The organism is Halorientalis litorea, from assembly GCF_023028225.1.
In the GTDB taxonomy this organism is placed as follows: domain Archaea; phylum Halobacteriota; class Halobacteria; order Halobacteriales; family Haloarculaceae; genus Halorientalis; species Halorientalis litorea.
On record NZ_CP095485.1, the window covers coordinates 49,986 to 76,294 of the forward strand.

Here is a 26,309-nt window from a genome sequence, read left to right on the forward strand (position 1 = left end):
TTTCCGATTGGGTCAGAGAAACGATTGAGGTTCACAAAATTTGGGGAACGGATTGACCGAACCGCTAAGTTGGGTGAAACCAATTGGTTCCAACATCTCCTCGTATGACTGACGATCCTCTCGAAGGACACGAGTTCACGACCGGTGAGGACGAAGAACGCTCCCCCGAGGAATTCATCGACCTCCTACACGACCCGGATATACTGTACTACCACATCAAGGATTCTCACGCGAAGGCGCAGAAGGGGCTCGATGTCGACGCCGGGGACAAGGTCGAGAAGGTTCAGGCGTTCGCAAAGGTCGAAGTGTTCCAGTCAGCTATTCAGTACGTCGAAGCCTTCAGTATCTATCTAATCGCGTACCTCAAAGGCCGCGAAAACCTGATCGACGATCTCACTACGACATACCCCGGCGCTGTGGAGGACTTCTATTCAGCTCTCGAAGGAGACCGGATCGAAGAGTGGCTGGAAGCCGAGGGGATCGAAGAAGACTACCAGACACTCCTTGAGACCGTGTTCGGCTACCTCTACCTCGAAACCGTCGAACACCCGGAGGAGGGCGAGCTGGATGACGAGGAACTGCAGGAGAAGATCGAGGAGTCAACAGAAGTTCTGGACAGGGAAATTCGTTCAATCGGTGAGTTCTATACGACCTTCCACGACATTTACAACGCCGTCAAGCACGGGAATCGAGTTATCCCGGAAACTCAGAATGAGTTCGTACTTACCCCTTCCGACGAGGATGGCGAATCCATCGAGGCCGAAGTGGATATGGACTTCGTCTTGTTCGTTTGTAAGAACCACGACGGCGACCCATACACAGTCCTTCTCCCAATTGACTACCTCCTCGAAAAAACGCTCTCTATCACGGAGACTGTACACGACCTGTTCAATCACCTCAAGGAGGTTTCAGAGGCTGTTATCGAGGAAAAAGAGTTTGACATCTCGTTCTTCGCGTACAAGGAGGCTGAAGAAGGCTCCGCAGAAAGCGATCCAGACTGGATACGTGGCCACCACAAGAGTGGTATTTTCATCTTGCCTCGGACTGAGGAAACTATCGACTTCCTCTCCGAACCGTCAGAATGGACGTTCTCGGGGCGTCTCGAACTGAAGGGAGATGAACTCCACGTCTCCACGCAGAACGACGACGAGATCTCGGACAAATTTCCGATCGAAGTGAGCGTTATGGAGAAGGGATTCAAAGGAATGACTCCCCAGCCACTGATGGGCTTCTCTGTCACGTTCACGATCAACGACCTGGACGCGACACAATACTACGAGTTGCTCAGGCTGCAGGATTTCCTGAGCGACGATTCGTTGGCTGGAATCACCGTCCACGATGAGCAAACAGGAACAACATACCCGACTGGGGTTCCTGACGACTTCCCGCTGCCCAATCTCGAAGAACTGCTCGAGGAGGAACGGATGGAGCAGGTGGCGCTGCTCCAGACGATTACCCAGCGGCACATCCCTGTCCCTCTCGCGGTCTCCGAGGAACAGATCGAGGTGATTGACGAGGCTATTGAAGCCGATCTTGAGCGGGATGACGCGTTCGAGGCTGTGGATAAACTCAAAGAAATCGGCCAGTCGGAACAGTACACCGAGATCGTAGTCGAGAAAATCAACCCGGATGTGGAGGTGATCGAGTCCGAGTACATTGACGCACTCCCCGGGACGGTGAATATCTCCCTGACCGACGATAAGTCCGGGGAGCAGTATGACCCCGAAAAAATCCGCGTCCCGACGCGGATAACGGACGCAACGTACGAGGAGGTTGTGGAGTCTCTCAAGTCGGATCCGGACGCACTGGACAAGATACTAAGACAGATACCCCGCACCGCGGTTTGGGAGCTTGAGAACACTCCCTCGAATCTATTCGTCCTCTATCAGGAGAACGAACCGGGCTTCTGGTTCACGAAAGACGAACTCCACATCCAAGTGGGTGAAACATCTGTTGCCCATCCGCCGATCCGTTGCAACCTCTGTGGTCAGTCGACCAGTGATGTCGAGTCCCATCTCCTCGGCGAATGTCCTGTGTTGCAAGACTGACCTTGGCTGCGGCCACCGGCATTCTTCCGAGCTAGCGTCGACCGCGGAAGCGATGGGACGGAACACGACGTGTGTTAAGTACGTTGCCCTGTGGAACTCGAGATCTATTACGAAGAATATGCGGAATGTCCTTAGTTCGGGTGGGGCTGCAGGTGACGAAATAACGGGGATAAACTGAACGTGGAATGGGTTGGCGCTAATCCAATCCAACATTGGCTACAACCAACCGATTTATCCTGTACGTGTTACCGAGAGTCGGTTGCCTCTCGAATTTTGAGGAGAGTCTCGCCTATCGAGAAATCTCTGGGCAGGTTCGCCTGTTCACGATGCCAATCACTGGGCATTTCTTCGGGAGGATTGAAATTTACACGTTGCGTCTTTCCCATTTCGTGAGCAGGTACGTATATCGCCGTACCCTCTTCGTGGATGGCACCAGCGAATATATCGACGGTTCCATCGGGGTACCGTTCTGGAGAGATTTCTAACTCGTAACGGTATTCATCATAATCGCTCGCAGTCTTCACTTGGACTCGTAACAGCCCCCACCCAACGTCGGTTATCAGGTCGTATTTTTGCTCGTGACCATGGGGATAAGCTACACCATACCCATTTCGAAGGATGTCTGCGGCGACTAAGGCTTCGGACGCATCACCCCGCCAACCTCGTTCTAAATCCATACCAACCTACTAATGGTACTACTACAGAAAAGTACGTCCGATTAGTCCCGGTTTCGATGAGCCGAGTGCCCCCACTCCGTTGTAGGTGACTACAACACCGTAATTCAATCACGCCAGATCTCAGTAGGTGCGCCAGTCCTGCACTGAGTCTTTCATCCCCTCAATGGGTGAGGGGCTCGCTGTACTGGCGAGTTCCCAAAACACGGTGAGAACGATGGCAACCAGAGACATCTATGAAACTGGCTTCGACGAAGACGTCCGAACGGAATCGAGTGCGAACCAGTGTCCCGAATGCGACGGACGGGTCACCACAAACGCGGTCGAAACGCTCTGCGAGGACTGTGGCCTAGTCATCGACGAACAACGTATCGATCACGGGCCGGAGTGGCGGGCGTACGACGACGAGGAGTGTGAACGAACGGGCGCCCCACTCACTGCAGCCCGTCACGATCGAGGCCTCTCGACCGAGATCGGCCACGGAACCGATGCGCACGGGAACGAACTCTCAGGCCAGAAACGCCGACGGCTGGCCCGGATGCGACGTGAGCAGACCCGTGGTCGCTGGCGGTCGAAAGCGGAACGGAATCTCGCACACGGGTTGGGCGAGGTACGCCGGCTGGCAAGTGCGCTCGAGCTCTCCGAATCGATTCGTGACCAGGCGTGCCAGCTCTTCCGGAGCGCTCAGAGCGAGGATCTGCTTCGTGGCAGATCCATCGAAGCCATCGGCGCAGCGAGTATCTACGGTACCTGTCGATGTAACCAACACCCACTCCTCCTCGAAGACGTCGTCGATGCCGCCCGAGTCGAGTCCACTCGTGTCATCAACGCCTATCGAACACTGAATCGCGAATTAGAGCTCCCGGCGCCGCTAATGCGCTCGACGTCGTTCATTCCACGCCTGATCTCGGAGCTGGAGTTAGACCACGACATTCACCGACGCGCGAACGAACTCGCAGAACGCGCCGAGGGGACAACCCTCACGAACGGCTGTCAGCCATCGGGCGTCGCGGCCGCCTGTGTCTATCTGGCTGCCCAAGAGCAGGGCGCGTTGATTACCCAATCCACCGTCGCGTCGGCAGCAGAGGTGTCAGTCGTGACGCTCCGAAGCCGGCGAGACGAACTCCAAGCGATCTGAGACGCCTCCGGTAGAGGAATACCTACATACAGGCAGAGAGTCTACAAGGGGGTATGGATCTGGACGAGACTGTCGAGTATCTGTCGACAGAACTCGATATCGAGCGGAGTGAGCACGTTCGCGAGGTCGGTCGAGCGGTCGCCGAGCTCCGTGACTGAATCGGCCTCAGGCGGTCAGATTTATCCCGTCGTCGCCGAATCCGTCCCCGCATTTTCTCACCCCTGAGTTTAAATACCAAACCGGGGGAAACGCGGACCGAATCGATGACTGACCACAACTCAGACCGAGACGCGTTCCAACCTGTCGGGGAAGGCGCTCTGGTGCCGGACCCAGCACTGGATCAGCCAGCGGACGGCCAGCCAACCCGCCAGCGTGAAGCCGCGCATTCGGGCGGATATCCGGACGGAACAACCGACACAGACCGAGCCTGTGTCTCCTGTGGTGCATCGATCCCGGCATCGCAACAAAAATGCCGGTTCTGTCTCGAACACGAACTCGACGCCGCCTCAGCGTCGGATGCTGCGAGTTCCGAGCAAACACTCCGTGGTGTGATCCAGTTCCTCGTCAAGTCGTCGACGTTCTACGGCGCCGTGGCAAAGGGAGCAGCTGCAGCGACACTCCTCACGTCAGGTCACGACGAGCCGATCGACGACTGTACGCTCATCTACGATCTCGACGACGAGCCCGCACCCCAGTTAACCGAGCGCTGGCCTACGCTCCCCGCTGCTACTGAGGTGACCACAGCGGCTGGCGACGCGTTGCTAACAGCGGCCCGTGAGCGGACAGCGTGGAACGAGAGGAGCGATCGTTCTCAGACGGAGATTCCACGCGTCTATGACGAGCGTGGCCAGGGAATTCGTGATGAGTCGTCCCTCGAGCACACGCTCGACGACAGCGATCAGCTCTGGATCGTCCCAGCAATCGCTGTTGAAACAGTACCCCACGAAACGGAATCCAGCAGTGCCGGAGCCGAAATTCCGACCGTGACAGCCCTCGAGTGCCAGCACTGTACGAGAGAAACAGAACATCGGTTCAGGACACGCGAGTCGCTCCCTGACGAGACCTGGACGGGCCAACCAATCTGGGAGTGCCAGGTGTGCGCCACGGGTCGCTACGGACCTGCTCCCAAATAGGGCAGGAGGAATCTCGCCGATTAACCAACAATCTCCGACAGAGATGGATTCTGTTGGTTAACACGGTGAGTACCCGCAAGTCCGACGGCAGTCACGGCAGGCGTTCATTCGGCAGGGTTCGCAGCGGCCTGTCTCTACAAAGCGGGGCGGGAACAGGGGGAGTGGGTAACGCAACGTGACATCGCCGAGTCCGGAAACGTCACGCCGACCACGACACGGACGCATCACCAAACGCTCGATGAACTCGCGGTCTAGACGGGCCAGGTAGGGAGCGAGGGCGCTCCATTCTTCCAGTGAATCGCATCTAGCGTGGGCGGGAACTGCTGGAGTCGGTCATCGAGGACGGCAAGTGGATGCGCATCGAGGAACGTCGCCTCGTGGCGATCAACCGGCGTGTCTTCGTGATTGAGTTGGATGTGACAGGGCCCGAGGTCCGGATGGTCGGCGTCATGGTGGAAGCCGAGCATCAGGTTCCGGTCCGGTTCGACCCAGTTGATGCGGTAGTATTCGTGGTCGACACCAGCGGGGTACCAGAAGCGAATCTCCAGTCGTGCGGTCTCCGCATCGTACGAGCCACTCAGGAACGTCGTCGGGTCAACATCCGCGATGACGTACCGAGGGCGTCGTCGAGACGGGCGATAGCGCACGTTCTCACACCCAGCCTGCCTCGTCAATCGGTCGTGAACGTCGCGGAGGAGGGTGCGCTGTGTGTAGCGGTCGCGACCGGCAAGAAAGATCATACTGTGAGAGAGGAGGATTAGCTCGTGGCGCGGTCAGCCACGTTGGTCATCTGTTCGCGGGCGGCTTCCACATCCGAGTAGAGTTCCAGTGCGTGCTTGATGAGGCGGCGGTCCTCCTCGTTCTCGCACCAGAACGCGATGACATCACGACGTTCTCGGAGCTCGCCACTTGAGAGATCCCCATCAGCAAGCGACTGTTCGAGGTCTTCCCATGTCTCGACGTCGTAGGTCGCCTGCCACTCTTCGATCTCCTCGGTGATCGCGGCCAATTCGTTCCGCAACTCCTCGCGCGTGTTCTCCTCGATGAGCGTGCGGATTTCCTCGAAGAGCAGTCGCGTGTAGTCCGGCTGGTAGCGCGTCGTCTCGCCGGCCTCGACGCGGCGCAGCTGCCCCTGGTCGACGAGATCTTGGAGCTCCTCGTTGGTCGTGCTCCAGGCGGCGTCGGCCTGCTCGCTGATCCAGTTAACCGACCGGGGTTCACGAAGCGTCTCGGCGACGGCTCGAATACGGTCGCGAGCGCTCATCGACTCAGTCCACGAGTGGACGCCATTCCGTGGGGGTTCCGACATGCTTAGCACCTCTTGCAACAGTGTTCGTACCCCACTCCCATATATGTTTGTACCTTCTCGCATAATCTAGAGTGCATTACGAGCATACACGTCCGGACATTGAAATGCGAAACCGACAGAAGCTATGAGCCAACCGATGCACAACAGATATTCTGACTTTGAGGAACTGCGGCCGACTGGCGAGGCGTCCCACATTCCGGACACGAGGCTGGACGATGGGTTTGAGGGTGACCCCAAGCGACAACGCGTCGCGACGACCACGGGTGGCTACCCTGACGAGCCGTCGACCACCGACGGCGAGTGCCGGTCCTGTGGGGCGTCAGTCCCAGACAGGCAGACGAAATGCCGGTTCTGTCTCACCAACCATCTCGAGAGTGACGCCACCAGCTCGGTTGAGTCAGCGTCGACGACGTATCTCGGTATCATCCACCTGGTCGTCGAGTCGACCACGTTCTACGGGGCCGTCGCGAAGGGCGGTGCCGGGGCGAACCTCCTCTCTGCCAACGAGGCGGAGCCGGCCGTCGACGACTACACGCTCATCTACGATCTCGACGAGGCGCCGGCGCGCCAGGTGGCCGAGCAATGGCCCTCACTCCCCGACGCGGTACAGGTGTCGTCAGAGGAGGGAGAGGGGCTTCTCAGTGCCGCCTGTGACCGGACTGGGTGGTACGGGCAGGGAGTGTCGAAGCGCCAGGAGCAGGCCCCGATACGGCTCTACGACCAGCGGGGGAATGGCATCCGCGACCCGTCGCGTCTCACTGAGGTCCTCGACGACGCCGACGGCGCGGTGTGGCTGGTCCCAGCGATGGCGCTGACCGAATCCGCTGGCGAGGCTGCGGCTGAACGTCAGGTGTCGTCGGTACCAACGACGCAGGAGCTCGACTGTCAAAACTGTGGACGGGCAACCGACCATCGGTTCAAGACCCATGAATCAGTCCCGGATGCGGCGTGGACGGGCCAACCGATCTGGGAGTGCCGGGTGTGTGGCTCAGCTCGCTACGGGCCGAGTCCATCGACGCACCGTTCGTCTTAACCAACAAAATGGCTATATGATTCTCAATGTTGGTTAATAGGCGCACTCAGTTCCACAGCTACCCGCAGCCGGAGAGGTTTCTCTGCGCCGTGAATCGGCGAGGCGCTTCAAATGGACCCACGCAACACGCCCGGATATCGACTGCATCGCTCACTCACCAATCTCAAGCGCATCGAGACGGCCGGACTCGACGACGCAGATCAGGAGCGGATCGAGGCAGCGAGAGCTCTCCTGCAGGACGTGAGTCTGCTCACCCAACCGCAACACAGCGGGGACGCCGATACACAGATCGAGTCTTGATCGACGTCGCAGGCCGGAATTCGGGTATCTCGTTCCAGAGGCTGTTTATTGCCCCCCAGAAGGGGTGCGGGGGAGAGAACCCCGAGGCCAACAGATGACCCACCTCACTGAACAATTCCATATTACCGAAAAGTAACAACGAAGGTGAATCACAAATGGACGACACGCTACGACGTACGGTACGAATCAAACTCGACGTACCCAGAGAACGTCGTGGCGATCTCCATCAGACCAAGACTCAATTCCTCCACTGCGCTAACCGAACGAGCGAGTGGGCGTGGCGGTACGACGACGACTGTATCACCAGCAAGAGCAGGGCCGAAGAGGCCCTGTATGACGAGTTGAGGGAGGAAACCGAGCTCACCGCTAACCTCGTTCAGAAAGGTATTCGTCGCGCTATCACAGCCGTCAGGGCCGGCGTCGAGAAATTGACGCAGGGCAAGAAGACCAGCCAACCAAAGTTCGACTCGTGGAGCATCGTGTACGACAAACGCTCCGCGACGTTCAACGACGACCACGCTACCCTCTCGACGCCGAACGGAAGAGTCACCGCCGAATACGTTCTCCCACCTGAAAATCAGCGAGAGAACACGCCGTTCGGACGGTACTACGAGAGTGACAACTGGAATACGTCAAGTGCCACGCTCCAATATGACGAGAACGAGGACACGTTCTACCTGCACGTTACGCTGAAAAATCCCGATTATGGGAGTGACGGACCGGAACGCCAAGAAAGCGAGTCATGTGATGATCTCCCCGAGAACGGAGTGGTTCTCGGCGTGGACTTGAACGTGACTGGCGCGTTCGTCGTCACCTCCACAGGCGAGTTCATTGGCAGTGCAGACTTCCTCACCCACAAGCGCGACCAATACGAGCAACGCCGCGGCTGCCTACAACAGACGGGTACTCGATCGGCCCACCTCACGATTCAATCTATTGGTAGTCAGTTCAGCGAGTGGTCATTAAACTGGCTCCACAACCAGGCCAACGACCTCATCGAGGAAGCCGGTGATGCGGATGTAGACGGGATTATTTTCGAGGACCTCACTCACATCCGCGAGAACATTGCGAACGGGAGCAAGTTCCAGCAGTGGGCCTACGCGAAGTTCGTGGAACTCGTTGAGTACAAGGTCGAATCTACTGATTTGTTCGTCGATTTCGTGAACCCAGCGTACACGAGCCAACGTTGCTCATATTGTGGGTGTACCCACGAGGATAATCGCGACGACAAGCAGTTCGAGTGCCGGTCATGTGGGTATGAGGTGAACGCTGATTACAACGCGGCGAAGAACATTGCAAACCGATACTGCAAGTATATCCATCGCGGGCAGAAGTCTCGCGGTGGATGGGCCACCAGTCAACTGGCCCTGAAGTCAGGGATGCTGAACGTGAATGGTGAATACAAGCCTTCCGCCTAGCGCGGATAGAGCGGGAGTCCACTGACAAGTCTCTGGGCTTGACCCGGAGACGGTTGACGAAGTGCCGCTTTCCCATACTGCCAAACCAGTACGTCGTTCGCGACGGCGAAGTCCTCCACGCGGATCTCAGTTCCCTCGACCCGATCGACGAGTAGCGTTGTTCGTCCCCCGAGAGGGGTGCGGGGCGATCCAGTCGCGGTCGCCCCGTGAGGTGATTGCTCGATGGGACACCGCGCACTCGTTGCGTACGACCGCACAGACGGACAGTACACGCTCCACTACAGCCATTGGGGTGCAGCGAACCTGAAGCTCAAGCACCGAATCTCGGCTGAGTCGCCATTCGGTGGCGACGACACCGACTCCAAGTGGGCGAAACAGCTGCTGGCAGAACTGGCCGATGGCCTCGAGGCAGATGCGGTCGACGGCTACCTCGCTGGCGAAAATCGACCGTCGACGGTCGTCGAGCCGAAGCCTCGTGCCACCGGGCTCACCCTCGACGAGATCGTCGCTGACCATCTCGACTACCTCCACCACGAGGCGTTCTTCGTGGTGTCGACGACGTTCGAGGTGACCGCCTATCGGACGCTGTGGTTCGGGCTCCAGTACGACTCGGAGACAGTCGAACAGGGAGAGACGGTCGGGAACGGCGCGCTCGCGACGGTGCGCTGGTACGACGGCGAGCCGGTCGGCGACGGCCACCTGCAGGGCCAGTTCGCGGCCCTCAAAGACGTCGTCGGCGACATGCTCGACAAGGGCGTCTTTACGCCGTCGACGGCGAGACAGTACCTGAAACGGAAGCTCGCTGAGCGGGTCGGGGACCGACAGGAGCTGCTCATTCCAACCGGAGAGTCACCCTTTGAAACGGCCGGAGAGAGTCATCAGCAACTACGGGATAACAACGTAGGAACGTGAGACACCGACTCAGTAGGATTCTTTCATAACGGACAGCTACTGGGTCACGCCTGAAATTTCGAACCGGGGCCCACCAGCTTGGCTTTCCTTGACTGTGATCTCCCAGCCGTGTGTCTCTACGATTTGTTCGACAATACTTAGCCCGAACCCGGTGCCGTCTGTAGCCGTCGAATAGCCCGCGTCGAAGATTGCCATCATATCGTCCTCCGGAATCCCCTCGCCATCGTCCGCAATATAGAACCCATAATCGAGATCTCCAACGGTTATCGTGACGTCACTACCACCGTGTTCGACAGCGTTGCGCATCAGGTTCTCGAACAGCTGCTGGAGTTGGTCACGGTCGCCATGAACAGTACGGTCGGTCTCGATTTTGAGTGACGCATTTTGTGTTACCACCGTCTCCCAACAGGTCTCCACAAGCGTCTCTAGTTCGACTGCTTCTCGCTCCATCGCTGCATCACCATCTTGAGCGAGGGTCAGCAGATCCTCAATCAGTGCGTCCATCCGATTCAGCGCACGCTCAATGTCTTCAATATGCTCGCTGTCACAGTCTTCTTTGAGGAGTTCTAATCGACCTTCAGCAACTTGTAGTGGGTTTCGGAGATCATGGCTTACGACACTAGTGAACCGATCCAACCGTTCGTTTTGCTGCCTGAGTCTTTCTTCCCGTTCCTGCTGGTCGGTGATGTCACGGTCCATCGCCACGAATCGATCGTCTCCGTCCAAATCTAAGCGGATGAGATGAATCTCGATCGGGAATATCGATCCGTCCTTCCGTTTGAGCTTCCCTTCGAATCGTCGCGGTGTTTCCGTCGAGAGGTCCGTCCAGAAGGATTTCGCCTCCGAGGGCTCAACTGTCGGATCCAGTTCCCAGACTCGTTTCCCAATCAGTTCCGACTCCGTGTAGCCCAGCTCATCACACATCCGCTCATTCACGTCGCGAATAACGCCGTCTGAATCGTGGATAGCGATGAGATCAGGAGACTTCTCGAATAGTGCCTCAAGCTGTGCTTCTCGTGAGGAAGACGGGGTCATTGCGGCTCTGCAATCCCAGTAAATTCGAATCGAGCACCACCAGCCTCGCTTTCGTCGATCGTAACTTCCCAGCCGTGTGCTAAGGCGATCTGTTTGATGCTCACCATTCCGAAGCCGGTTCCATCTTCTTTCGTCGTGAATCCTGGCTTGAAGACATCATCACGTTCACTCTCAGGGATTCCGGGACCATCGTCCTCGTAGTAGAAGCCATCTGCGAGCGTCCCGACTCGCATTGCCGTTCCGTCGCCTGCGTGTTCGACGGTGTTTTTCACAAGGTTGTCAGCCAGCCTAACGAGGGCATGCTCGTCGGCTAAGATCGGTTTCGAATCGAGAACATCGAGCGATTCCGGGTTAGTCTCAAAAGCGTCCCACGACCGGAACACGTCGCCGAGTTCCACCGGCTCGACCTCGGTTACCAGGTCGCCCTGTTGCATCACATTCGCCAGATCGTCAACGAGGGCCTCAAGGCGGTCGGCCGCATCGACCGCATCGTCCAATCGGTCCGTGTCGTCCAGTTCCTGCGCGAGTTCGAGATTCCCTTGAATGACTGAGAGGGGCGTCTTCAAGTCATGGGAGAGGACATGGCCGAATTCCCCGAGCCAGTCGAGCTGTGATTCGATATCTTCCGTGTGCGCCCGTCGGTCGGAGATCTCACGCTGGAAGCCGACAAAGTTCGTGATATCGCCGGTTTCGTCCGCAATAGGGAATATTTCGAGCAGGTTCCAGAACGGGTTACCGTCCGCGTCGTAGTTGAGAATGTCCGTCGAAATCGACTCACCGGTATCGACGGCCTCTCGGATGGCAGCCACAGTGTCGGGGTTCGTATCCTCACCTTGTAGGAATCGGCAATTCCGACCCAACACCTCCTCTTCGTCGTAGCCAGTCAGTTCCTCGAACCCTTCGTTCAGGTAGATGATCGGGTTATCCTCTTGAGATGCGTCGGTGATGACGACCCCGAGACCGGTTGCATCAAGCGCCCGATTCTTCAACGCGAGTTCAGCCTCGAGTTCGTCGTTCTGATCGAGTTCTTGAACGATACAGACGTGGCCACCACTGTCCATCTGGGTGAGGACCAGACGCTCAGGGACAGGGTCACCCTGCTTGGTGACACCGGTCGAGACGCCGCGCCAGGCTCCCGTCGTTTCGAGCTCTGGAAGGATCTCATCGTGGAAGCGCTCAGTCTCCTCTGGCGGGTATAACATATCCCAGTGCTCCCCGACTAGCTCGGCGCGGTCACGGTTGTATACGCCAGCATAGGCCTCGTTCATATATTGGTAGACGCCGTCCTCGTCGATGATACCGATCCCCTCTTCGGCGGATTCAATGGCTAGAAACCCCCGCTGGACTTGCGTCTCCGCCCAGTATTTCTCGACGAGATTTTCAATCTTATTCGCGAGGACGGGGTATTCCTCCGTTCCCCCTTTCTGCAAGTACTCGTCGACACCAGCGGTGATAGCTTGACTGGCAATTTCCTCGCTTCCCTTCCCTGTGAACAGGACGAACGGGATCTCGACTCCGTCTTCACGAAGCTTGGTGAGTAGTTCTAAGCCGTCCAAACGTGGCATATCGAAGTCGCTCACGATACAGTCATAGTTCCCATCATCAACCTCATCGAGAACAGCTTCCGGATCAGTAAGCGTCGTCGTCTCGATATTGTCGATTTCTCGCTCCAGGAAGACCGAGGACATATCGACGAGAGACTCATCATCATCAACGAGTAGCACCGACATAAGACGATGATCGAGATTAAACGGAGCCATCTCACTCAGCGGGGAGGTTGCCATACGACAAACACTTCGGCGCAACATTATAAATTAAATCCACGAGTATTGGGCATCCACCGCTATATTAAACGTAGATAGTAAGCGAATAAGAAGGGTAGTTCAGGATAACCTCTTTCAAGCTCTGCTTAAAATAGCCTGACATGGCTGACTCTATTCGGGTCCTTCATATCGATGATGAGCCGGATTTTGCGAGTCTCACTGCCGATTTCCTAGAACGAGAGAGCGGCTATTTTGACGTGGAAACGGAGACGCACGCTACGAAGGGGCTGGAGCGGATACGAAGCGAGGATCTCGATTGTGTCGTCTCAGATCACGATATGCCCTCAATGACAGGGATCGAGTTGCTCGAATCAGTACGTGACGAGTACCCTGATCTTCCGTTTATTCTCTTTACTGGGAAGGGCTCAGAGGAGGTTGCGAGCGACGCCATTTCGGCCGGGGTCACGGACTACCTACAAAAAGAGGGTGGCACAGAGCAGTACACGTTGCTCGCAAATCGAATCGAAAATGCTGTCGAACGCCAGCAGTCACAACGAGCCGTCAAAGAGCAAAAACGGCGGCTCGAAACAATCATAAGCAACGTTCCGGGCCTTATCTACAGATGTCGAAACGAGCCAGGATGGCCGATGGACGAGGTCGCCGGCGAGTGCGAGGAGCTCGCCGGTTACTCTCCTGGAACAATCGAATCGGGGGGCGTCTCGTGGGGCGAGGACGTTATCCATCCGGACGACCAAGAAGAGGTCTGGGATGAGGTCCAGGCAGCGCTCCAAGAGGGTGTGCCGTTTGAACTCACGTATCGAATCGAAACAGCTGACGGGCAGACCAAATGGGTGTGGGAGCGCGGCCGAAACGTCACGGATTCCGATGGTGAGGTTATTGCGCTTGAAGGATTCATCACAGACATAACAGAGTCGAAACGCCGTGAGCGTCGCTTTGAAGCAATTTTCAATAACACCTATCAATTCACAGGGCTCCTCAAACCGGACGGAACGATCATCGAGGCAAACGAGGCAGCGCTTTCGTTTGCCGGCATCGATCGGAACGAGGTCGTCGGAAAGCCGCTGTGGGAAGGGAAGTGGTTCGAATCAAGCCAGCAAGCGAAAGATGTTGCCCGTGAAGCAGTTGAGACGGCACAGAACGGCGAGTTATTCCGGGACGAAATCAAAATCCAGGGCGCCAATGAAGAGGCCTTCGTCGACTTCTCCGTTCGACCGGTAACCAACGACGACGGCGATGTCACATTACTTATTCCAGAAGGGCGTAACATATCCGAATTAAAGGAGCGTGAACAGACTTTGCGCGAGCAGGAACACCAATTTGAGGCGATTTTTAACGATCCAAACCTCCTCGTCGGTCTTCTTGACACCGACGGCACAGTTGAAGACATAAACGAAATAGCGCTCGAGTACGTCGACGCATCACGAGAAGATATCGTCGGCAACCCGTTCTGGGAAACGCCTTGGTGGACCGACGATTATCGAGCGGCGGTCAAACAGTGGGTCGCTGAGGCAGCCGACGGAGAGTACGTCGAGTACGAGGCAGATCACCCGACAGAAGACGGTGGAAAGGCCACTGTCGAGGGGAATTTCCGACCGGTTACTGACGATGACGGAACTGCCTCCCGTATCATCGTCTCCGCGAAAGACGTCACACAACGACGGCGCCGAGAACGCGAATTGAAACGACGCAACGAGCAGTTCGATGAATTCGCGAGTTTCGTTTCACACGACCTCCAAAGCCCGGTTTCAACGGTTCAAGGACGTTTGGAATTAGCTCTTCAGACAGGAGAGATGGAACACGTCGAAAAGGCAGCTGAGGCGATCGACCGCGTCGACGAGTTACGCGATGATCTCGTGACGACGCTTCGAACGGGAGAAATCGTTTCGGGAACGGAGCGCATCGAGTTGGAATCCGTGCTGGACGACGTTTGGACTGCGGTCGATCCGCCACAGACCGCCTCAGTAACGGTCGAAGAAGGGACACGGATCGAGGCAGACACCGATGCCCTCCAACGGATGCTCGAGAACCTCGTGGGCAATTCAATCGAACACGGTCCCGACGACGTTACAATTCAAATAGGAGAATTCGAATCCGGGTTCTATTACGAGGATAGCGGTCCCGGTATCGACCCCGAACTTCGGGACCGGATTTTCACACCGGGGTTCTCGACGAAGAACGGAGAAGAAGGTATCGGGATGGGGATGGCAAGTGTTCGTCAAATCGTGCTCGCCCACGGGTGGGAAATTCATATCAAAGGTGGAAAGCACCTTGATGGAGTCCGATTCGAAATCACCGACTCGTAGTCCTCGGCGGATCTCCATTTTGGGTCAAAGGCAAATCCCACGAAGAGAACAACAATGTGAACAAGCGTTAACCGGGAACCACTATTAGGAAACTGAAGATGGAATCTCCTCCTCCGCTTGTCAACGGCGACGATTTCTATCAGACGCTTGTAGAAAACGCAGCCGAGGGGATGCTAACAATCGATGAACAGAGCAATATCGTTTATGCGAATCCGGCTGTTAAGGATATTCTCGGGTATTCTCCTGACGAATTGATCGGAAGTTCTAAAATGAAAATCATTCCAGAGCGTCTAGAACCCGTCCATTCCGCAGCTCTTGAATCATATGTTGACTCTGGTGAGCGAAATATCGACTGGGACGGGATAGAACTCCCCGCGCTTCACAAGGACGGACACGAGGTTCCAACGCTGATCAGTCTTCGTGAACACGAACACGACGGTGATCGGTATTTTACGGGCATCATTCGAGACATCACGGAGCGACGGAGACGGGAGAACCAGCTACAGGATCAGAAAGAACGGTTGGACGAGTTTGCTGACATTCTCACACACGACATCCGAAATCCACTCTCTGTTGCCCAAGGCTACACCGAAATCGCTCAAGAGAACCACGAGAGTCCGGAACTAAAGAAAGTCTCAGAGTCGTTATCTCGGATAGATGATCTGGTAGAGGATGTCCTGGAACTGTCCAAGGCGGGTCGCTCGATTGGTGAAACAGAGTCAATTGATGTTGAAGACTGCATCTACGAATCATGGGATAGCGTTGAAACCCGCCGGGCTACGTTACGGGTCGACGATGAACTCGGGTCAATAACTGCGGATAAGAGCCGCTTCCAAGAGCTGCTGGGGAACCTTTTTCGGAACTCAATCGATCACGGTGGCGAGGATGTCACAGTTCGTGTGGGATCTCTCTCCGAGGGGCCGGGTCTATACGTCGCAGATAATGGACCAGGAATTTCAAAATCGGTCCGATCAGATGTGTTTGAACACGGCTATTCGACGAATCAAGAGGGGACCGGCTATGGACTCTCGATAGTACACCAAATTGTCGAAGCGCACGGGTGGAAGATCAACATCACGGGAAGTTCCGAGGGTGGAGCACGGTTCGAAGTCACTTGGTGAAGTACGAAGATTTCCTCTCTAAAGAAAGAAATATACTGTTTTTCAGGGGTCGGGATGGGTGAGCCCCGCCGTAGGCTCGTGATTCGATGACCTCAGACGACGACCCGTTTCACGACTGCGAGTTGGATGCTGAGGCGATCCTCGGGACACACACCTTCGAAGACGTCCTGTTCACCGACGAGACGGAAACCCCGGTGAACGTGCTCACCGGCGAGACACCGGCACATTCGCAAGCAACCGTCGAGGAAGCGAAGGAGTTCGCTGGGAGTATCGACACGGAGACGCCCCAGATCGCGCTCCCCGCATCCGTCGAGTCGCAGGTCGAAACACAGAGCAAGCCCTACACGGCGGCCGCATTCTTCCACTTCAAGGCAACTGGCTCGCTCGAACGCCACCGTGCTTACCACGCCGCCTACGAGTCGGACGCGTTCGCGGTCGACTTCGAGGCCGACTACGAATCGGGCGACCTGACTATCACTGTCGAACGAGCGGACGAGGCCTGAGAATCCGCGGTCACGAGCAGGTTTTTCGAGCGCCGGCGATGGGTGCCGGCGCAGCTGGAGCGAGCAACGACCCCCGGTGCGTCGGCGTTTCGAGGTGTTCGAGATGCACATGGTAATTTACGCACTGGTAGAGGCATCGACGCACGACGACGCCCTGGCCACCGGAAAGTCAGTGTTCGACCGCTTGGTCGGCGCGGACCCACACGCCGGCGCCGTCTTCGATTACTATGTGACCTTCGACGAGGAGGACACGTCCGTTGCGGGGAAGGCGCGATGGGGGGAGTTGCCGACGGCAGCCCCCGTCGACTCCGACGACGGCCGGGATCTCCTCGAGCGTGGCTGGGAGGCGACGAAGGCGGAATTCGAGCGTAATCTCGACCGGGTGAAGGAGGCCATCGAGGAGCTCTCCGACGAGGAGATCATGCGCGACGAGGACCTCGCGCGGCACGCCTTCCACCAGGTCGGTGCGTACGACGGCCCAACGATCTTCCTGTACACCGAACACGGAACCGGCATTCGCCACCGTGGACAGTTGGATCGACTCCTCGAGGAGAGTGAAGAGCTCTGGATCGTGCCCGCTGACGTCCACTTCTGAACAATGCCCCGCATCACCAACTGGCGACGCGAGTGCCGCTCGCCGACGCTCGCGTATCGGAACACCGAGACCGGTGCGCGAGCCGTCCTGCATCGAGCGCCAGATTCGTATCGGTACAAATGGCGTGGAGCAATCCTCGTCGACGGCTACCCAGTGTGGTCGCGGGGGTACGAGACGAAAGACGCGACGGCGTTCCGTGACGAGCTCCGGGAGCGTCCCGCTCCGGACCTCAGCTGTCCGGAGTGTCCGAACGAGGACGTTCGTGTCGGCGAGAAAGCGGCAGACGGAGCGAAAGTCCAGCGGTGGTACGACTGCCCGGACTGTGGGTACGAAGCCCCCTCACGCATCATCTACGGGCGGAGTACGCCGTAACTCAGGGCTTGACTCCGAGAGTGAAGGCCGTACATTCCGCTAAGGAACGGGTGTGCGTGGTTTGTCTGCTTCTCACATATATGGAGGGTCAGCCACCGAGCCAATTAAGTATATCCAAAAGATATACATCGATATGGCGAATCGATTTCAAATCGACGGCGAGGAAGTTCTCGACGGCCAAGTCAAGGAGTTCGGGAACAGCGCCCACGTCACCGTCCCCAAACGCTGGCGTGGGGCTGACGTGAAAGTCGTCCGTACCTCAGAACCAACCAAACAAGACGAAGAATGACTGATTCACAGGCTCTCATCAAGACGCTGGACTTCCAGCTCGACATCCAGAGCGACAATGAGATCCTGCTGTACGACGCCACCCTCGAAGCGAGGTCGGTATACAACCAATCTATCCGACTCGCTAAGAAAGGTGTGGATTGGGGCGCCATCCCCGATCGCGTGGCCGAGGACGCCAGCCTCGTGAAAAACACGATACAGCGCGTCGTCGCCAAAGCACTCGGTGCGATGGAGAACTACTACGAGTATGACGACTACAACAAACCCAGCCACACCAAAGATGGAACGTACCCGCTCCGGGCGAACTACGAGGAGGGGTACAACTTGTTCCTTACCGACGACGGCGACGTGGCGTTCCGGATCAGCGCGAAGCCCTACAAGCACGTCAAGGGCGTCCTCGATGGTGACGACGCTCATCTCGACATTCTCAAGACCGCACTTGAAAGCGATGCATGGACGATTGGGACGGCGGAAGCCCTGTTCCGAAACGGCAACGCCGAGCTGCACGTCAACGTAACTATAGTAACCGTTAGAACTTTTTGCTCGGAGACTGTTGTAAGAGATAGTGGAACATCTCGACGAGATCTCTGTCGAGGAACTGCAAGACGCTCTTGACAATGTGGACGGAAAAAAGCCGACACAACGGCTCTTAGCCGCAATCGCGTACAAGAACGGTGTAACTCAGACCGAGCTATCCGAGTGGTACGATGTTCAGCGGCGGACGATCTACAGCTGGCTCACGCGACTCGACACTGACGAGTCGCTTGAGCGAGCCGTTTCTGACGATAAGCGAACTGGGAGAAAGAGAAAACTCTCAGAATCACAGCAAGAAAAATTCGAAGAAACCGTTCACGAACCACCTGAAGAGGTCGGGATCGACGCGCCGGCGTGGACGCCGGCGCTTGCCCAAGAGTATCTCGAAGAAACGTACGGTGTCGAGTATTCAATCCCGAGTTGTCGGCGGTTGCTGAAAGAAGCGGGATTGAGCTACCAGAAACCACGCCGTTCAGCCGCCGAAGCCGACGACAACGAGCAAGAAGCGTTTCACGAGAAGCTCAAAAAAAGCGGCGGGAAATGGACGCCACCGTAGTCTGTATCGACCAAACCAAGAAATCTGTGCAAGTTGAGCCGCGGGCCGCGTGGTTTCCGCAGGGCACGCGGCCCTCGGTCGAGCTTTCAGGCCAACGTGATTGGACGTGTCTGCTGGGCGCGATCACCGAGGACGGTGATCGCTTTTTCTCTCGGTTCACCGAGTACGTCACGGCCGAACACGCGAAACATTTCATTTTAGCGTTATGCCAAGAATTCGAAGATGACTTGCTCGTGGTGCTGGATTGTGCGCCATACTTCCAGGCGTCAGCCCGTCACGGACCTGGCGGCCCGTGACGATCTCGCCTTCGTGACGTTACCGTCGTATTCGCCGGAGCTGAATCTTGTCGAGGAGTGCTGGAGACAGCTTCAAGCGTCGCTTAGCAACCGCTTCTTTGACTCACTCGACGAGCTGACGACTGCGATTGATACAGCTCTTGACCAACTCTCCATTCCAAAAGTAAGCAACTATTTCTAATCGCTACTATAGTGAATTTCCTGTTGCGGAATCTGTGGCTGATTGCCCGCTGGAGCGGGCGAGCATTACCCGTCTGCTTTGAGGTATTCCGGAGGTGGATCAACCACGCTCTCGACGAGATGCTTCGTCGGAAGTGGGAAGTATCGACCAATGGTGTCGGGGTTCCTGTGATGTATAGCCTACTGGACGGGGGCTCGGTCACTCCGCACCCAGCTGTGGCTCTCTGGAGAGCGACCCCTTCGACTCTCGCATGTGAGGGCTGTGCTCTCACTACTGTGAGACCACCGTCTCCGCGTCCATCGTCCAAGTCTCTGGGAGGATCTCGCCTCTCTTCCTTGGGAGATCGTGTCAGCCATCAGGGACGATGTGAACTACTGATAATGGAGTTCGACTTCAATAACATTTGCGGCCTCTAACAAAGAGTCAATAATATCCTTCTGGTGTGAATTCTTAGCAGGGACATACATCGATATTGCGCCCGTAACTTCTCCACTCTCTGAGTCCGTGATTGCTGTTCCTATTCCTTGTAATCCGATACCAATCTCCTCGTGATCAACTGCATATTCTTGGTTTCTTATGTCTGTCAGTTCGCTTTGTAACTCATCTTCATCAGTAATAGTCTGGTCAGTCACCGCTACAAGCCCCCGCGATTCAATAATATTCTCTACTTTTTCTTCCGGGGAATGGGCGAGAATCGCTTTTCCAGGTGCAGCTGAATGAAGAAGAAAATGTGTTCCCTCGTGGGTTAGTGCATTCTGCATATTCTCTCCGCTTACCGTATAAAGGACAACACCGTATCCACGTTCTTCGATGGTCAATACTACTGGTGCACCTTTTGAGGTAGCGAGATCTCTAAGTACCGGCCTAGCCGTTCGAAACAACTCATTTCTTTTTCGCAGATTTCCTCCCAGATTCAAAAATTGGTGACTCAGACAATATTCCCCATTCGTGTTGATGACATAACCTTCCTCTGTGAGGGTCCGTAAGTAATCGTGGACAGTACTTCGGTTCATCTCTAACTCATCAGCAATCTTCGTAGCTGTTAGATTGCCGGACGCCGAGAGTAATTGGATTATATCGAATGCGGTTCGGACCGACTTTATCGAGTTTGAGGGAGTCATGTGTGAGTCTATCAATGGTGAGTATTTAATTGTTGGTAATGTCGACAAGATAGTGTTGAGATACTTGAGTTCAAACGTTAGATGGGGTATAAATATCTAGTAACAGCAGACGGCGGTGTTCAGATAAGGATGAAGGATGAGGCGTTCGTTTTCTGAGTGATCTATGCCCGAAAACGACCGCCTCAACGGGTGTTTAGACGAGATCGACTTAGAGTTTGTTGAACGAGAAGCGACACCGCGACTGCTGATGAAGCTCAGTATTCAGCTCCATCTTGCTGGTCTATCGCTTTCGAATACTGTATCTATTCTTGAAGTATTCGGTGTCGAACGCGCTCGGTCCACCATTCATAATTGGGTTCACAAGGCCGATCTACAGCCCGACTCCGGTCGGTGCCCGGATCACATTGCGGTTGACGAGACTGTGATCCGACTGAATGATGAGCAATATTGGCTGTATGCTGCCGTCGAGCCAGAAACAAACGAATTGCTACATACAAAGCTTGAACCGACGACAACGAAGGTTCTCGCGCATTCATTTCTGACGGACCTCTCCGAGAAACACGACGTCTCCGACGCCGTGTTTCTCGTCGATGGCTCGCACTCGTTACAAGACGCGTGCCAGCGTCACGGCTTCGATTTCAGATACGAGAAACATGGAAATCGGAATGCTGTCGAACGTGTCTTTAGAGAGATAAAACGTCGAACTCTCTGCTTCTCAAACTGTTTCAGCAGCGCCAAAGCAGAAACTGCCGACGACTGGCTCAGATCGTTCAGCTTCGCATGGAATCAGCTTATCTGAACACTACCCAGCAGACGGACTTATACTAGTCACATACACATATACGGCTCCGTTGAAACCCTCCGCAAGTGATATATCCTTACCTAGTCGGGGTCAGCACAGGATATTCTCGGAGCAAGTAGCAGTGTCTGGTGATATGACAGCTGTCGACCAATGCTCCGTCCCACCGGTCTTATGATGTACCCGCATCGGTGTTCGGTTAAGCACTGGATCGCCTCATGAAGGCTTCAGCCACTCGTTCGCCGAGTAAGAGGCGTGATTTCTCTGGCTGGCGAGCGTCACGGAACATCAACTCCGGCAGATTCGGCGGTGGATGTCCGAACGACTGGGCCAAATCTTCGAGAATGATCTGGGCGACAGACCGGAAGGTCTTCGCCCAGCGTTCGCGGGGAAACACCGTCTCCGGGAATAGCTCTTGAAACACGCCGAGTAAGGCTCTGCTGACCGTCAGCGTCAGCAGAGCCGCCACCACCAGCAGGTGAACGATTGCTGGATCACTCGTCTGGAACTTCTCCAGCCCATACAGCGACTTCAGTTCCCGGAACAGCAACTCCACTTCCCACCGCAACCCGTACAGCGCTGCGACCTGCCTTGGAGTGAACTCATCGGGTAGATTCGTCACGTACAGGTGGTAGTCGTCGGTGTCCTCGTTGCGGACACCGACGACGCGAAACTCCACCGAATCGGTTGACTGCTTCCCAGCGTATGCCCGCCGTTTGAACTCGATCTCCACGGTTACGTCGATAATCTCCCGACTGAGATCTCCTAGAACGTCCCGAAGACGACGCTCTGGCAAGGAAATGGCGCGCCCGCGCCATTTCCGCCGCTCTCCGACGATCAATGGGTTTGCGTTCGACTTCAGCCGAGTCAGGAAGAAGCCGCCGTTCTCTTCGATCAACGCGAACCGGCGGAAACTGTAGAAGCCCAGATCGAACAGTAACAGCCGCCCTCGCAGCCAACTCCCGGTGCGGAGTTGGCTGCTCTCGTGGGTGCGTTCATCGGTGAGCTGGAACTGCTCGATCGTCTGCTTGGTCGCGTTCTGCACGAGGTGGAGTTTCGCGCCGGATTGATCCGCGTGAGTCGCCGGAAACTCGTTGAGGAGCCGATGCAACCTGAAGACGGTTGCATCGGCGATCAGCACTTCTCGAAACAGCTCGAACTGTGGCGCGATCGTGTGAGGAACCGCGACCTCCTCGAGAGCGTGCTCGAGGAGGTCGCTCAACAGTGCTGCGAGTGCCGGCGTGAACCGGTCGTAGAAGCTGGAGCGGGCAACGGTCTGGTTGGTTGCTGCGGAGTACGCCCGTTGAAATCCGGCGATGGTACGGGCTTCGCCATCGACGGCGAAGCCCATGATGAGCGTCCAAACGAGCATCGTGATGTCGATTGTCCGGTGGCGTTGGACGACATCGCGCTCGCGCGCGATGTCTTCGATACGTTCGGCTGGAAACAGGGAAGTGAGCCGCCGTCGTATGAGGTCCGGGGAGAGTTCCTTCAGCACAACCTCTCCCCACGCGGTCTACGCCGATAACTTCGTCAGTAGAGCGCAGTCTCTTGGTTTCTCAGCTAAACCGAACACGGATGGCTTTCTCACTAATCCCAAATACGCTATCGACGACTTCTTCGACAGGCTCGTCGAGCAGGCCGGCATTCGGGGTCTGCCCGACTCGACGTACTCCACCAATTCGCCGCACATCGAGATGATCCAGTACAACGACGCTGTCTCATGAAACTACGATCCAACCGCCAAAGAGTACTACTACAGCTTCGGGTGTACAATCGTCTCAACCGGTGCAAGGATTCCGATAGCAGCGGAGTTCAAACAGGCTAAACAAGCAGACTAAGAGACGGCGATGCACATCACACGTGGCGCGCTCGCCATCAATACGCCAGTCAGGATGCTTGAGGCAGCAGCTACGACATCCTCGATTGGCACGACCACCTGCTGAACGCAGGGTCGTGCCGATTGCTCCCTACAATCCGCGAAACATTGACGACTTGAAAGACATCGAACACAGGGTCGAAGACCGAACCGAGGAACACAGCGAGGATGTTCAGCTGAAACAATCCATCTTGGACGAGACGTACGACAACCGGACAGGGGTCGAACGAACCAACGACATAGCCAAAGACTCTGGCCTCGGGCATGTGCGTGCTCGAGGCCGCGTCCACGCACGAACAGAGGTGTTCCTTGCGCTGTGTCTCCGACTCGTTGTTGCAATCACCACCTCCGAACAAGGAAACGAACCGGGCTGTGTGAAGCTATGAGATGAATTCTATGACACGTTCGTAGACGTTGATAATATCGACAATTGGAGGCTTTAGGAATCCCCCATCTAGGGCCATAGAATAACAAAGCTACTATTGTTAGTCTATAGGGCCATCATCCGACTATAGCCAGTGTTGACGATATCAACAATTTTGGATCCGGCCGTTGTTGTAGTGAGCCTATTCGCTGCCACTAGGCGATGCGTGATCAATCATTTAGTAAAACGAAGGGGATACGACCTGACGTGGTATCCAACCCAGCCTAGTGGTATAAGTTAAAATGGCTGTAGTGAATCGCCGGACGTAGCTTAATTTCACTATGCCACCGCCTGCCTGATGTGTGAACCGTACACATCAAGGTGAGTTCGCGGAACTTTCCAAACATTCTTTGTGAAGCAGGGATCTTTGACATAATCAGCGGCGGTTTCCCGCTTCATCTCCCTAGTTCTAACGGTAGAAGCAGACGCTATCCAACGATTTGCCGAAACCGAATTCGTTAGTATCCGCCAATCAATATTCGTACAGTTCCGTCGGGACCTTTCTATCGCTTCCAGTCCGCTTCGCGTTTTTCGAGAAACGCCGAGAGTCCCTTCTCAGCTTCTTCCGACTGCGTCCGTTTGACGAGCCGGTCCATCGCCTCGTCGAACCACGTTTCTAGCAGATCGTCTTCCATCTCTGTCCATAGGTCTTTCATTTCCCTAACAGACTTCGGTCCCGATGCAGTCGTCGAATGAGCGAGTTCACGAACGATATCTTCTACCTGCGTTTCATCAACTGCGTAATTGACGATTCCCATCGATTCCGCTTCAGTAGCGGTGAATTGATCGCCTGTCAGCGATATTTCCATGATCTCTTTCTTTCCGAGACTCATCCGACCGTATGTGAGTCCAATTGGTGGGAGCGCCCCGATCTGTCCTTCTGGAAGCGCGAAGCTACTGTTCGTAGAGGCGACTGCAAGATCGCAAAGTAGAACGAGCTCACACCCCCCGCCGTTAGCAGCTCCCTCAACAGCTGCAATTACCGGTTTCGGATGATCGCGAATCGTTTGTACCGTCGGGCCTACGACCTCTTCGAACATTTCTCTGGCATCCTCTGTCGACTCAAGGCTTTGGATCTCCGCGATGTCGTCGCCAGCACAGAATGCTCGTCCTGCTCCCTGGAGGACTGTCGCTCGAACTTTGTCGTCATTCGCTGCCTTCTCGAGAGCGGCCTTCAGACCGTTCCAGCTCGACTTGTCAAGCGCGTTGAGTCGATCTGGTCTGTTGAGCGTAATCCATGCAGTGTATTCACGTCGCTCATATCTAACCGTCTCGAACTCCGCCTGCTCGTATTCCCACTCGTAGAAGCCGATTCCTGTCTTCTGCCCGAGTTCCCCGTTCGCCACCGATTCATGAAGAGATGGGTTGGGTTCATACTCATCCCAACCCGACCGGGAATGCAACTCTTCCAACGTCTCGACAAGTCGGTCAATCCCGTACTCGTCAGCCATCTCGAGGAGGCCTCGCGGCCAGTTCATTCCGATTTGCATCGCCTTGTCGATCTCTGACTTCGTGGTCACGTTGTTCGCCAGCATCCAAGCCGCTTCGTTTACAGCAGGCGCGACTAGATGTTTCGGATCGAAGTCATGGCGACGCTCCTGTGGAATCTCAACACGTGAATACTCCCCTGGTTCAGGATATGTGTAGAAGCCCTCACCGGTCTTCATACCGTAATTCTCGGCCTCCTCTTTTTTTTCGAGCAGATCGGGGATGTGCAGGTCGACTCCTCGTTCTTGCATCGAGTGGGCAGCCATGGTAGCGACATCTATACCACTGAAGTCGAGAACCTCGAACGGTCCCATTGGAAGGCCGATCCGCCGGATCGCGGCGTCTATTGTTTTCCTGTCTCGCCCCTCTTGGTCAACCTGACGAACTGCCTCAAGCCAGAATCGGAGATTGATCCGATTGATAAGGAATCCGGGGATATCCTTCTCAACGAGAACTGGGGTCTTGCCAATCGCCTCGCTGATCGTTTCAGCCGCCTCAAATATATCGTCGGCCGTTTCCTCACCCCGGATAACCTCGACGATGTCCATAAGCTGAACTGGATTGGAAAAATGCAGGCCGACAACCTTGCTCGGCCGATCCGTCGCGGACGCAATTTCGGTGATCGGGAGAGTACTAGTATTGGTCGCTAGAATCGTTCTTTCCGGTGCGTGGTCATCGATCGTACTAAAAACATCCTGTTTCAAGTCGATGTTCTCAGGTACTGCTTCGACGACAAGATCGGCATCACCGTAGGCATCTTCCTCTGACGTCGTCGTCTTGATCCGTGCTAATACGGCATCCGGATCCTTAGTGAGTTTCTCGAGACTTCCTTCGATTTTTTCGAGAGCGGTTTTCAAGACGTCCTCGTTGATGTCGATAATCGTAACGTCGTATCCAGACATCGCAAAGGTTTGAGCGATACCATGACCCATTGTTCCGCCTCCGACGACTGTCACAGTCTCTACACTTTCGGTTAGTGGCGCACTCATTTTTTCACCGTGCTTAAGACGTCTCCATCGTCCTTGTTATAATTTTCCCCAGTCTTTGATGCTTCATCGGTCATTG

General features: G+C 55.8%; 21 protein-coding genes and 6 pseudogenes. 18 read left to right on the forward strand and 9 right to left on the reverse strand.

The genetic code is table 11. The features are described 5' to 3' along the window. The first annotated feature begins 104 nt into the window (after positions 1-104). Positions 105-2,048 carry a hypothetical protein gene (locus MUG95_RS16350; protein ID WP_247010792.1) on the forward strand — a complete coding sequence of 648 codons (1,944 nt, stop codon included), beginning with the start codon at positions 105-107 and terminating at the stop codon, positions 2,046-2,048. Between the two features lie 245 nt (positions 2,049-2,293). On the opposite strand, the gene MUG95_RS16355 is transcribed toward MUG95_RS16350, so the two are convergent. Beyond that, positions 2,294-2,725, reverse strand: coding sequence for a group I intron-associated PD-(D/E)XK endonuclease (locus tag MUG95_RS16355; protein ID WP_247010793.1), 432 nt, complete (start codon positions 2,723-2,725; stop codon positions 2,294-2,296). Positions 2,726-2,939: 214 nt separating this feature from the next. Here MUG95_RS16355 and MUG95_RS16360 point away from each other — a divergent pair, with 214 nt between their 5' ends. From MUG95_RS16360 to MUG95_RS16370, 3 genes and pseudogenes are all read left to right on the forward strand, one after another. Continuing rightward, a complete protein-coding gene (locus MUG95_RS16360; protein ID WP_247010794.1) occupies positions 2,940-3,860 on the forward strand; it encodes a transcription initiation factor IIB in 921 nt (306 codons plus the stop codon). 263 nt (positions 3,861-4,123) lie between these two features. Beyond that, positions 4,124-4,993 (forward strand): biosurfactant protein 1, encoded by an 870-nt coding sequence (locus MUG95_RS16365; RefSeq protein ID WP_247010795.1) that lies wholly within the window; start codon positions 4,124-4,126, stop codon positions 4,991-4,993. 90 nt (positions 4,994-5,083) lie between these two features. After that, positions 5,084-5,248, forward strand: a pseudogene (locus MUG95_RS16370) (transcription initiation factor IIB family protein); the annotation flags it as partial. On the opposite strand, the gene MUG95_RS16375 reads toward MUG95_RS16370, so the two are convergent. Next, the gene (locus MUG95_RS16375) at positions 5,245-5,733 is read right to left on the reverse strand and encodes a hypothetical protein (protein WP_247010796.1); all 489 of its coding nucleotides are present in this window, start codon (positions 5,731-5,733) and stop codon (positions 5,245-5,247) included. The pseudogene MUG95_RS16370 and the gene MUG95_RS16375 overlap by 4 nt on opposite strands. Positions 5,734-5,750: 17 nt before the next feature. Beyond that, positions 5,751-6,302, reverse strand: a complete 552-nt coding sequence (locus MUG95_RS16380) for a DUF7342 family protein (protein WP_247010797.1) — start codon at positions 6,300-6,302, stop codon at positions 5,751-5,753. A 136-nt stretch (positions 6,303-6,438) separates the two neighbouring features. Here MUG95_RS16380 and MUG95_RS16385 point away from each other — a divergent pair, with 136 nt between their 5' ends. The 4 genes from MUG95_RS16385 (at position 6,439) to MUG95_RS16400 (ending at position 9,965) form a co-directional block, all read left to right on the forward strand. Next, on the forward strand, positions 6,439-7,335 hold the full coding sequence (locus tag MUG95_RS16385) for a biosurfactant protein 1 (RefSeq protein WP_247010798.1): 897 nt from the start codon (positions 6,439-6,441) through the stop codon (positions 7,333-7,335). 111 nt (positions 7,336-7,446) lie between these two features. Next, the gene (locus tag MUG95_RS16390) at positions 7,447-7,635 is read left to right on the forward strand and encodes a DUF8012 family protein (RefSeq protein WP_089767350.1); all 189 of its coding nucleotides are present in this window, start codon (positions 7,447-7,449) and stop codon (positions 7,633-7,635) included. Positions 7,636-7,790: 155 nt separating this feature from the next. Next, positions 7,791-9,053, forward strand: coding sequence for an RNA-guided endonuclease InsQ/TnpB family protein (locus MUG95_RS16395; protein WP_247010799.1), 1,263 nt, complete (start codon positions 7,791-7,793; stop codon positions 9,051-9,053). Between the two features lie 222 nt (positions 9,054-9,275). Next, a complete protein-coding gene (locus tag MUG95_RS16400) occupies positions 9,276-9,965 on the forward strand; it encodes a DUF6735 family protein (protein ID WP_089767352.1) in 690 nt (229 codons plus the stop codon). A gap of 36 nt (positions 9,966-10,001) precedes the next feature. Here MUG95_RS16400 and MUG95_RS16405 read toward each other — a convergent pair. The 3 genes and pseudogenes from MUG95_RS16405 to MUG95_RS16415 form a co-directional block, all read right to left on the reverse strand. Then, positions 10,002-10,985, reverse strand: a pseudogene (locus MUG95_RS16405) (two-component system sensor histidine kinase NtrB); the annotation flags it as partial. Positions 10,986-10,996: 11 nt separating this feature from the next. After that, positions 10,997-11,650, reverse strand: coding sequence for a sensor histidine kinase (locus MUG95_RS16410; protein WP_256463880.1), 654 nt, complete (start codon positions 11,648-11,650; stop codon positions 10,997-10,999). Further along, positions 11,636-12,784: pseudogene (locus MUG95_RS16415) on the reverse strand (PAS domain-containing protein); the annotation flags it as partial. The pseudogene MUG95_RS16415 and the gene MUG95_RS16410, both read right to left, overlap by 15 nt. Positions 12,785-12,924: 140 nt before the next feature. On the opposite strand from MUG95_RS16415, the gene MUG95_RS16420 reads away from it, so the two are divergent. From MUG95_RS16420 to MUG95_RS16455, 8 genes and pseudogenes are all read left to right on the forward strand, one after another. Continuing rightward, the gene (locus MUG95_RS16420; protein ID WP_089767355.1) at positions 12,925-15,087 is read left to right on the forward strand and encodes a PAS domain S-box protein; all 2,163 of its coding nucleotides are present in this window, start codon (positions 12,925-12,927) and stop codon (positions 15,085-15,087) included. 98 nt (positions 15,088-15,185) lie between these two features. Further along, positions 15,186-16,208, forward strand: a complete 1,023-nt coding sequence (locus MUG95_RS16425; RefSeq protein WP_247010800.1) for a two-component system sensor histidine kinase NtrB — start codon at positions 15,186-15,188, stop codon at positions 16,206-16,208. Positions 16,209-16,294: 86 nt separating this feature from the next. Further along, positions 16,295-16,711 (forward strand): DUF8025 family protein, encoded by a 417-nt coding sequence (locus MUG95_RS16430; RefSeq protein WP_089767359.1) that lies wholly within the window; start codon positions 16,295-16,297, stop codon positions 16,709-16,711. 103 nt (positions 16,712-16,814) lie between these two features. Then, positions 16,815-17,306: a DUF7995 family protein gene (locus MUG95_RS16435; protein WP_247010805.1), complete on the forward strand. Its 492-nt coding sequence runs from the start codon at positions 16,815-16,817 to the stop codon at positions 17,304-17,306. Positions 17,307-17,309: 3 nt separating this feature from the next. Continuing rightward, positions 17,310-17,678: a DUF7568 family protein gene (locus tag MUG95_RS16440; RefSeq protein ID WP_247010801.1), complete on the forward strand. Its 369-nt coding sequence runs from the start codon at positions 17,310-17,312 to the stop codon at positions 17,676-17,678. 133 nt (positions 17,679-17,811) lie between these two features. Continuing rightward, positions 17,812-17,967: a DUF2080 family transposase-associated protein gene (locus MUG95_RS16445; RefSeq protein WP_247010802.1), complete on the forward strand. Its 156-nt coding sequence runs from the start codon at positions 17,812-17,814 to the stop codon at positions 17,965-17,967. Beyond that, a pseudogene (locus tag MUG95_RS16450) lies at positions 17,964-18,545 on the forward strand (RNA-guided endonuclease TnpB family protein); the annotation flags it as partial. The gene MUG95_RS16445 and the pseudogene MUG95_RS16450, both read left to right, overlap by 4 nt. Continuing rightward, a pseudogene (locus MUG95_RS16455) lies at positions 18,532-19,533 on the forward strand (IS630 family transposase). The pseudogenes MUG95_RS16450 and MUG95_RS16455, both read left to right, overlap by 14 nt. Before the next feature lie 371 nt (positions 19,534-19,904). Here MUG95_RS16455 and MUG95_RS16460 read toward each other — a convergent pair. After that, complete coding sequence (locus MUG95_RS16460) at positions 19,905-20,654, reverse strand: IclR family transcriptional regulator (protein WP_247010803.1); 750 nt, start codon at positions 20,652-20,654, stop codon at positions 19,905-19,907. A gap of 163 nt (positions 20,655-20,817) precedes the next feature. On the opposite strand from MUG95_RS16460, the gene MUG95_RS16465 reads away from it, so the two are divergent. After that, the gene (locus MUG95_RS16465) at positions 20,818-21,453 is read left to right on the forward strand and encodes an IS6 family transposase (protein WP_247010715.1); all 636 of its coding nucleotides are present in this window, start codon (positions 20,818-20,820) and stop codon (positions 21,451-21,453) included. A gap of 199 nt (positions 21,454-21,652) precedes the next feature. Here MUG95_RS16465 and MUG95_RS16470 read toward each other — a convergent pair whose 3' ends face one another. Continuing rightward, positions 21,653-22,951, reverse strand: coding sequence for an IS4 family transposase (locus MUG95_RS16470; RefSeq protein ID WP_247010716.1), 1,299 nt, complete (start codon positions 22,949-22,951; stop codon positions 21,653-21,655). Between the two features lie 64 nt (positions 22,952-23,015). Here MUG95_RS16470 and MUG95_RS16475 point away from each other — a divergent pair. Further along, a pseudogene (locus MUG95_RS16475) lies at positions 23,016-23,718 on the forward strand (transposase); the annotation flags it as partial. 541 nt (positions 23,719-24,259) lie between these two features. On the opposite strand, the gene MUG95_RS16480 reads toward MUG95_RS16475, so the two are convergent. Continuing rightward, positions 24,260-26,233: a 3-hydroxyacyl-CoA dehydrogenase/enoyl-CoA hydratase family protein gene (locus tag MUG95_RS16480; protein WP_256463877.1), complete on the reverse strand. Its 1,974-nt coding sequence runs from the start codon at positions 26,231-26,233 to the stop codon at positions 24,260-24,262. Positions 26,234-26,309: the final 76 nt, after the last annotated feature.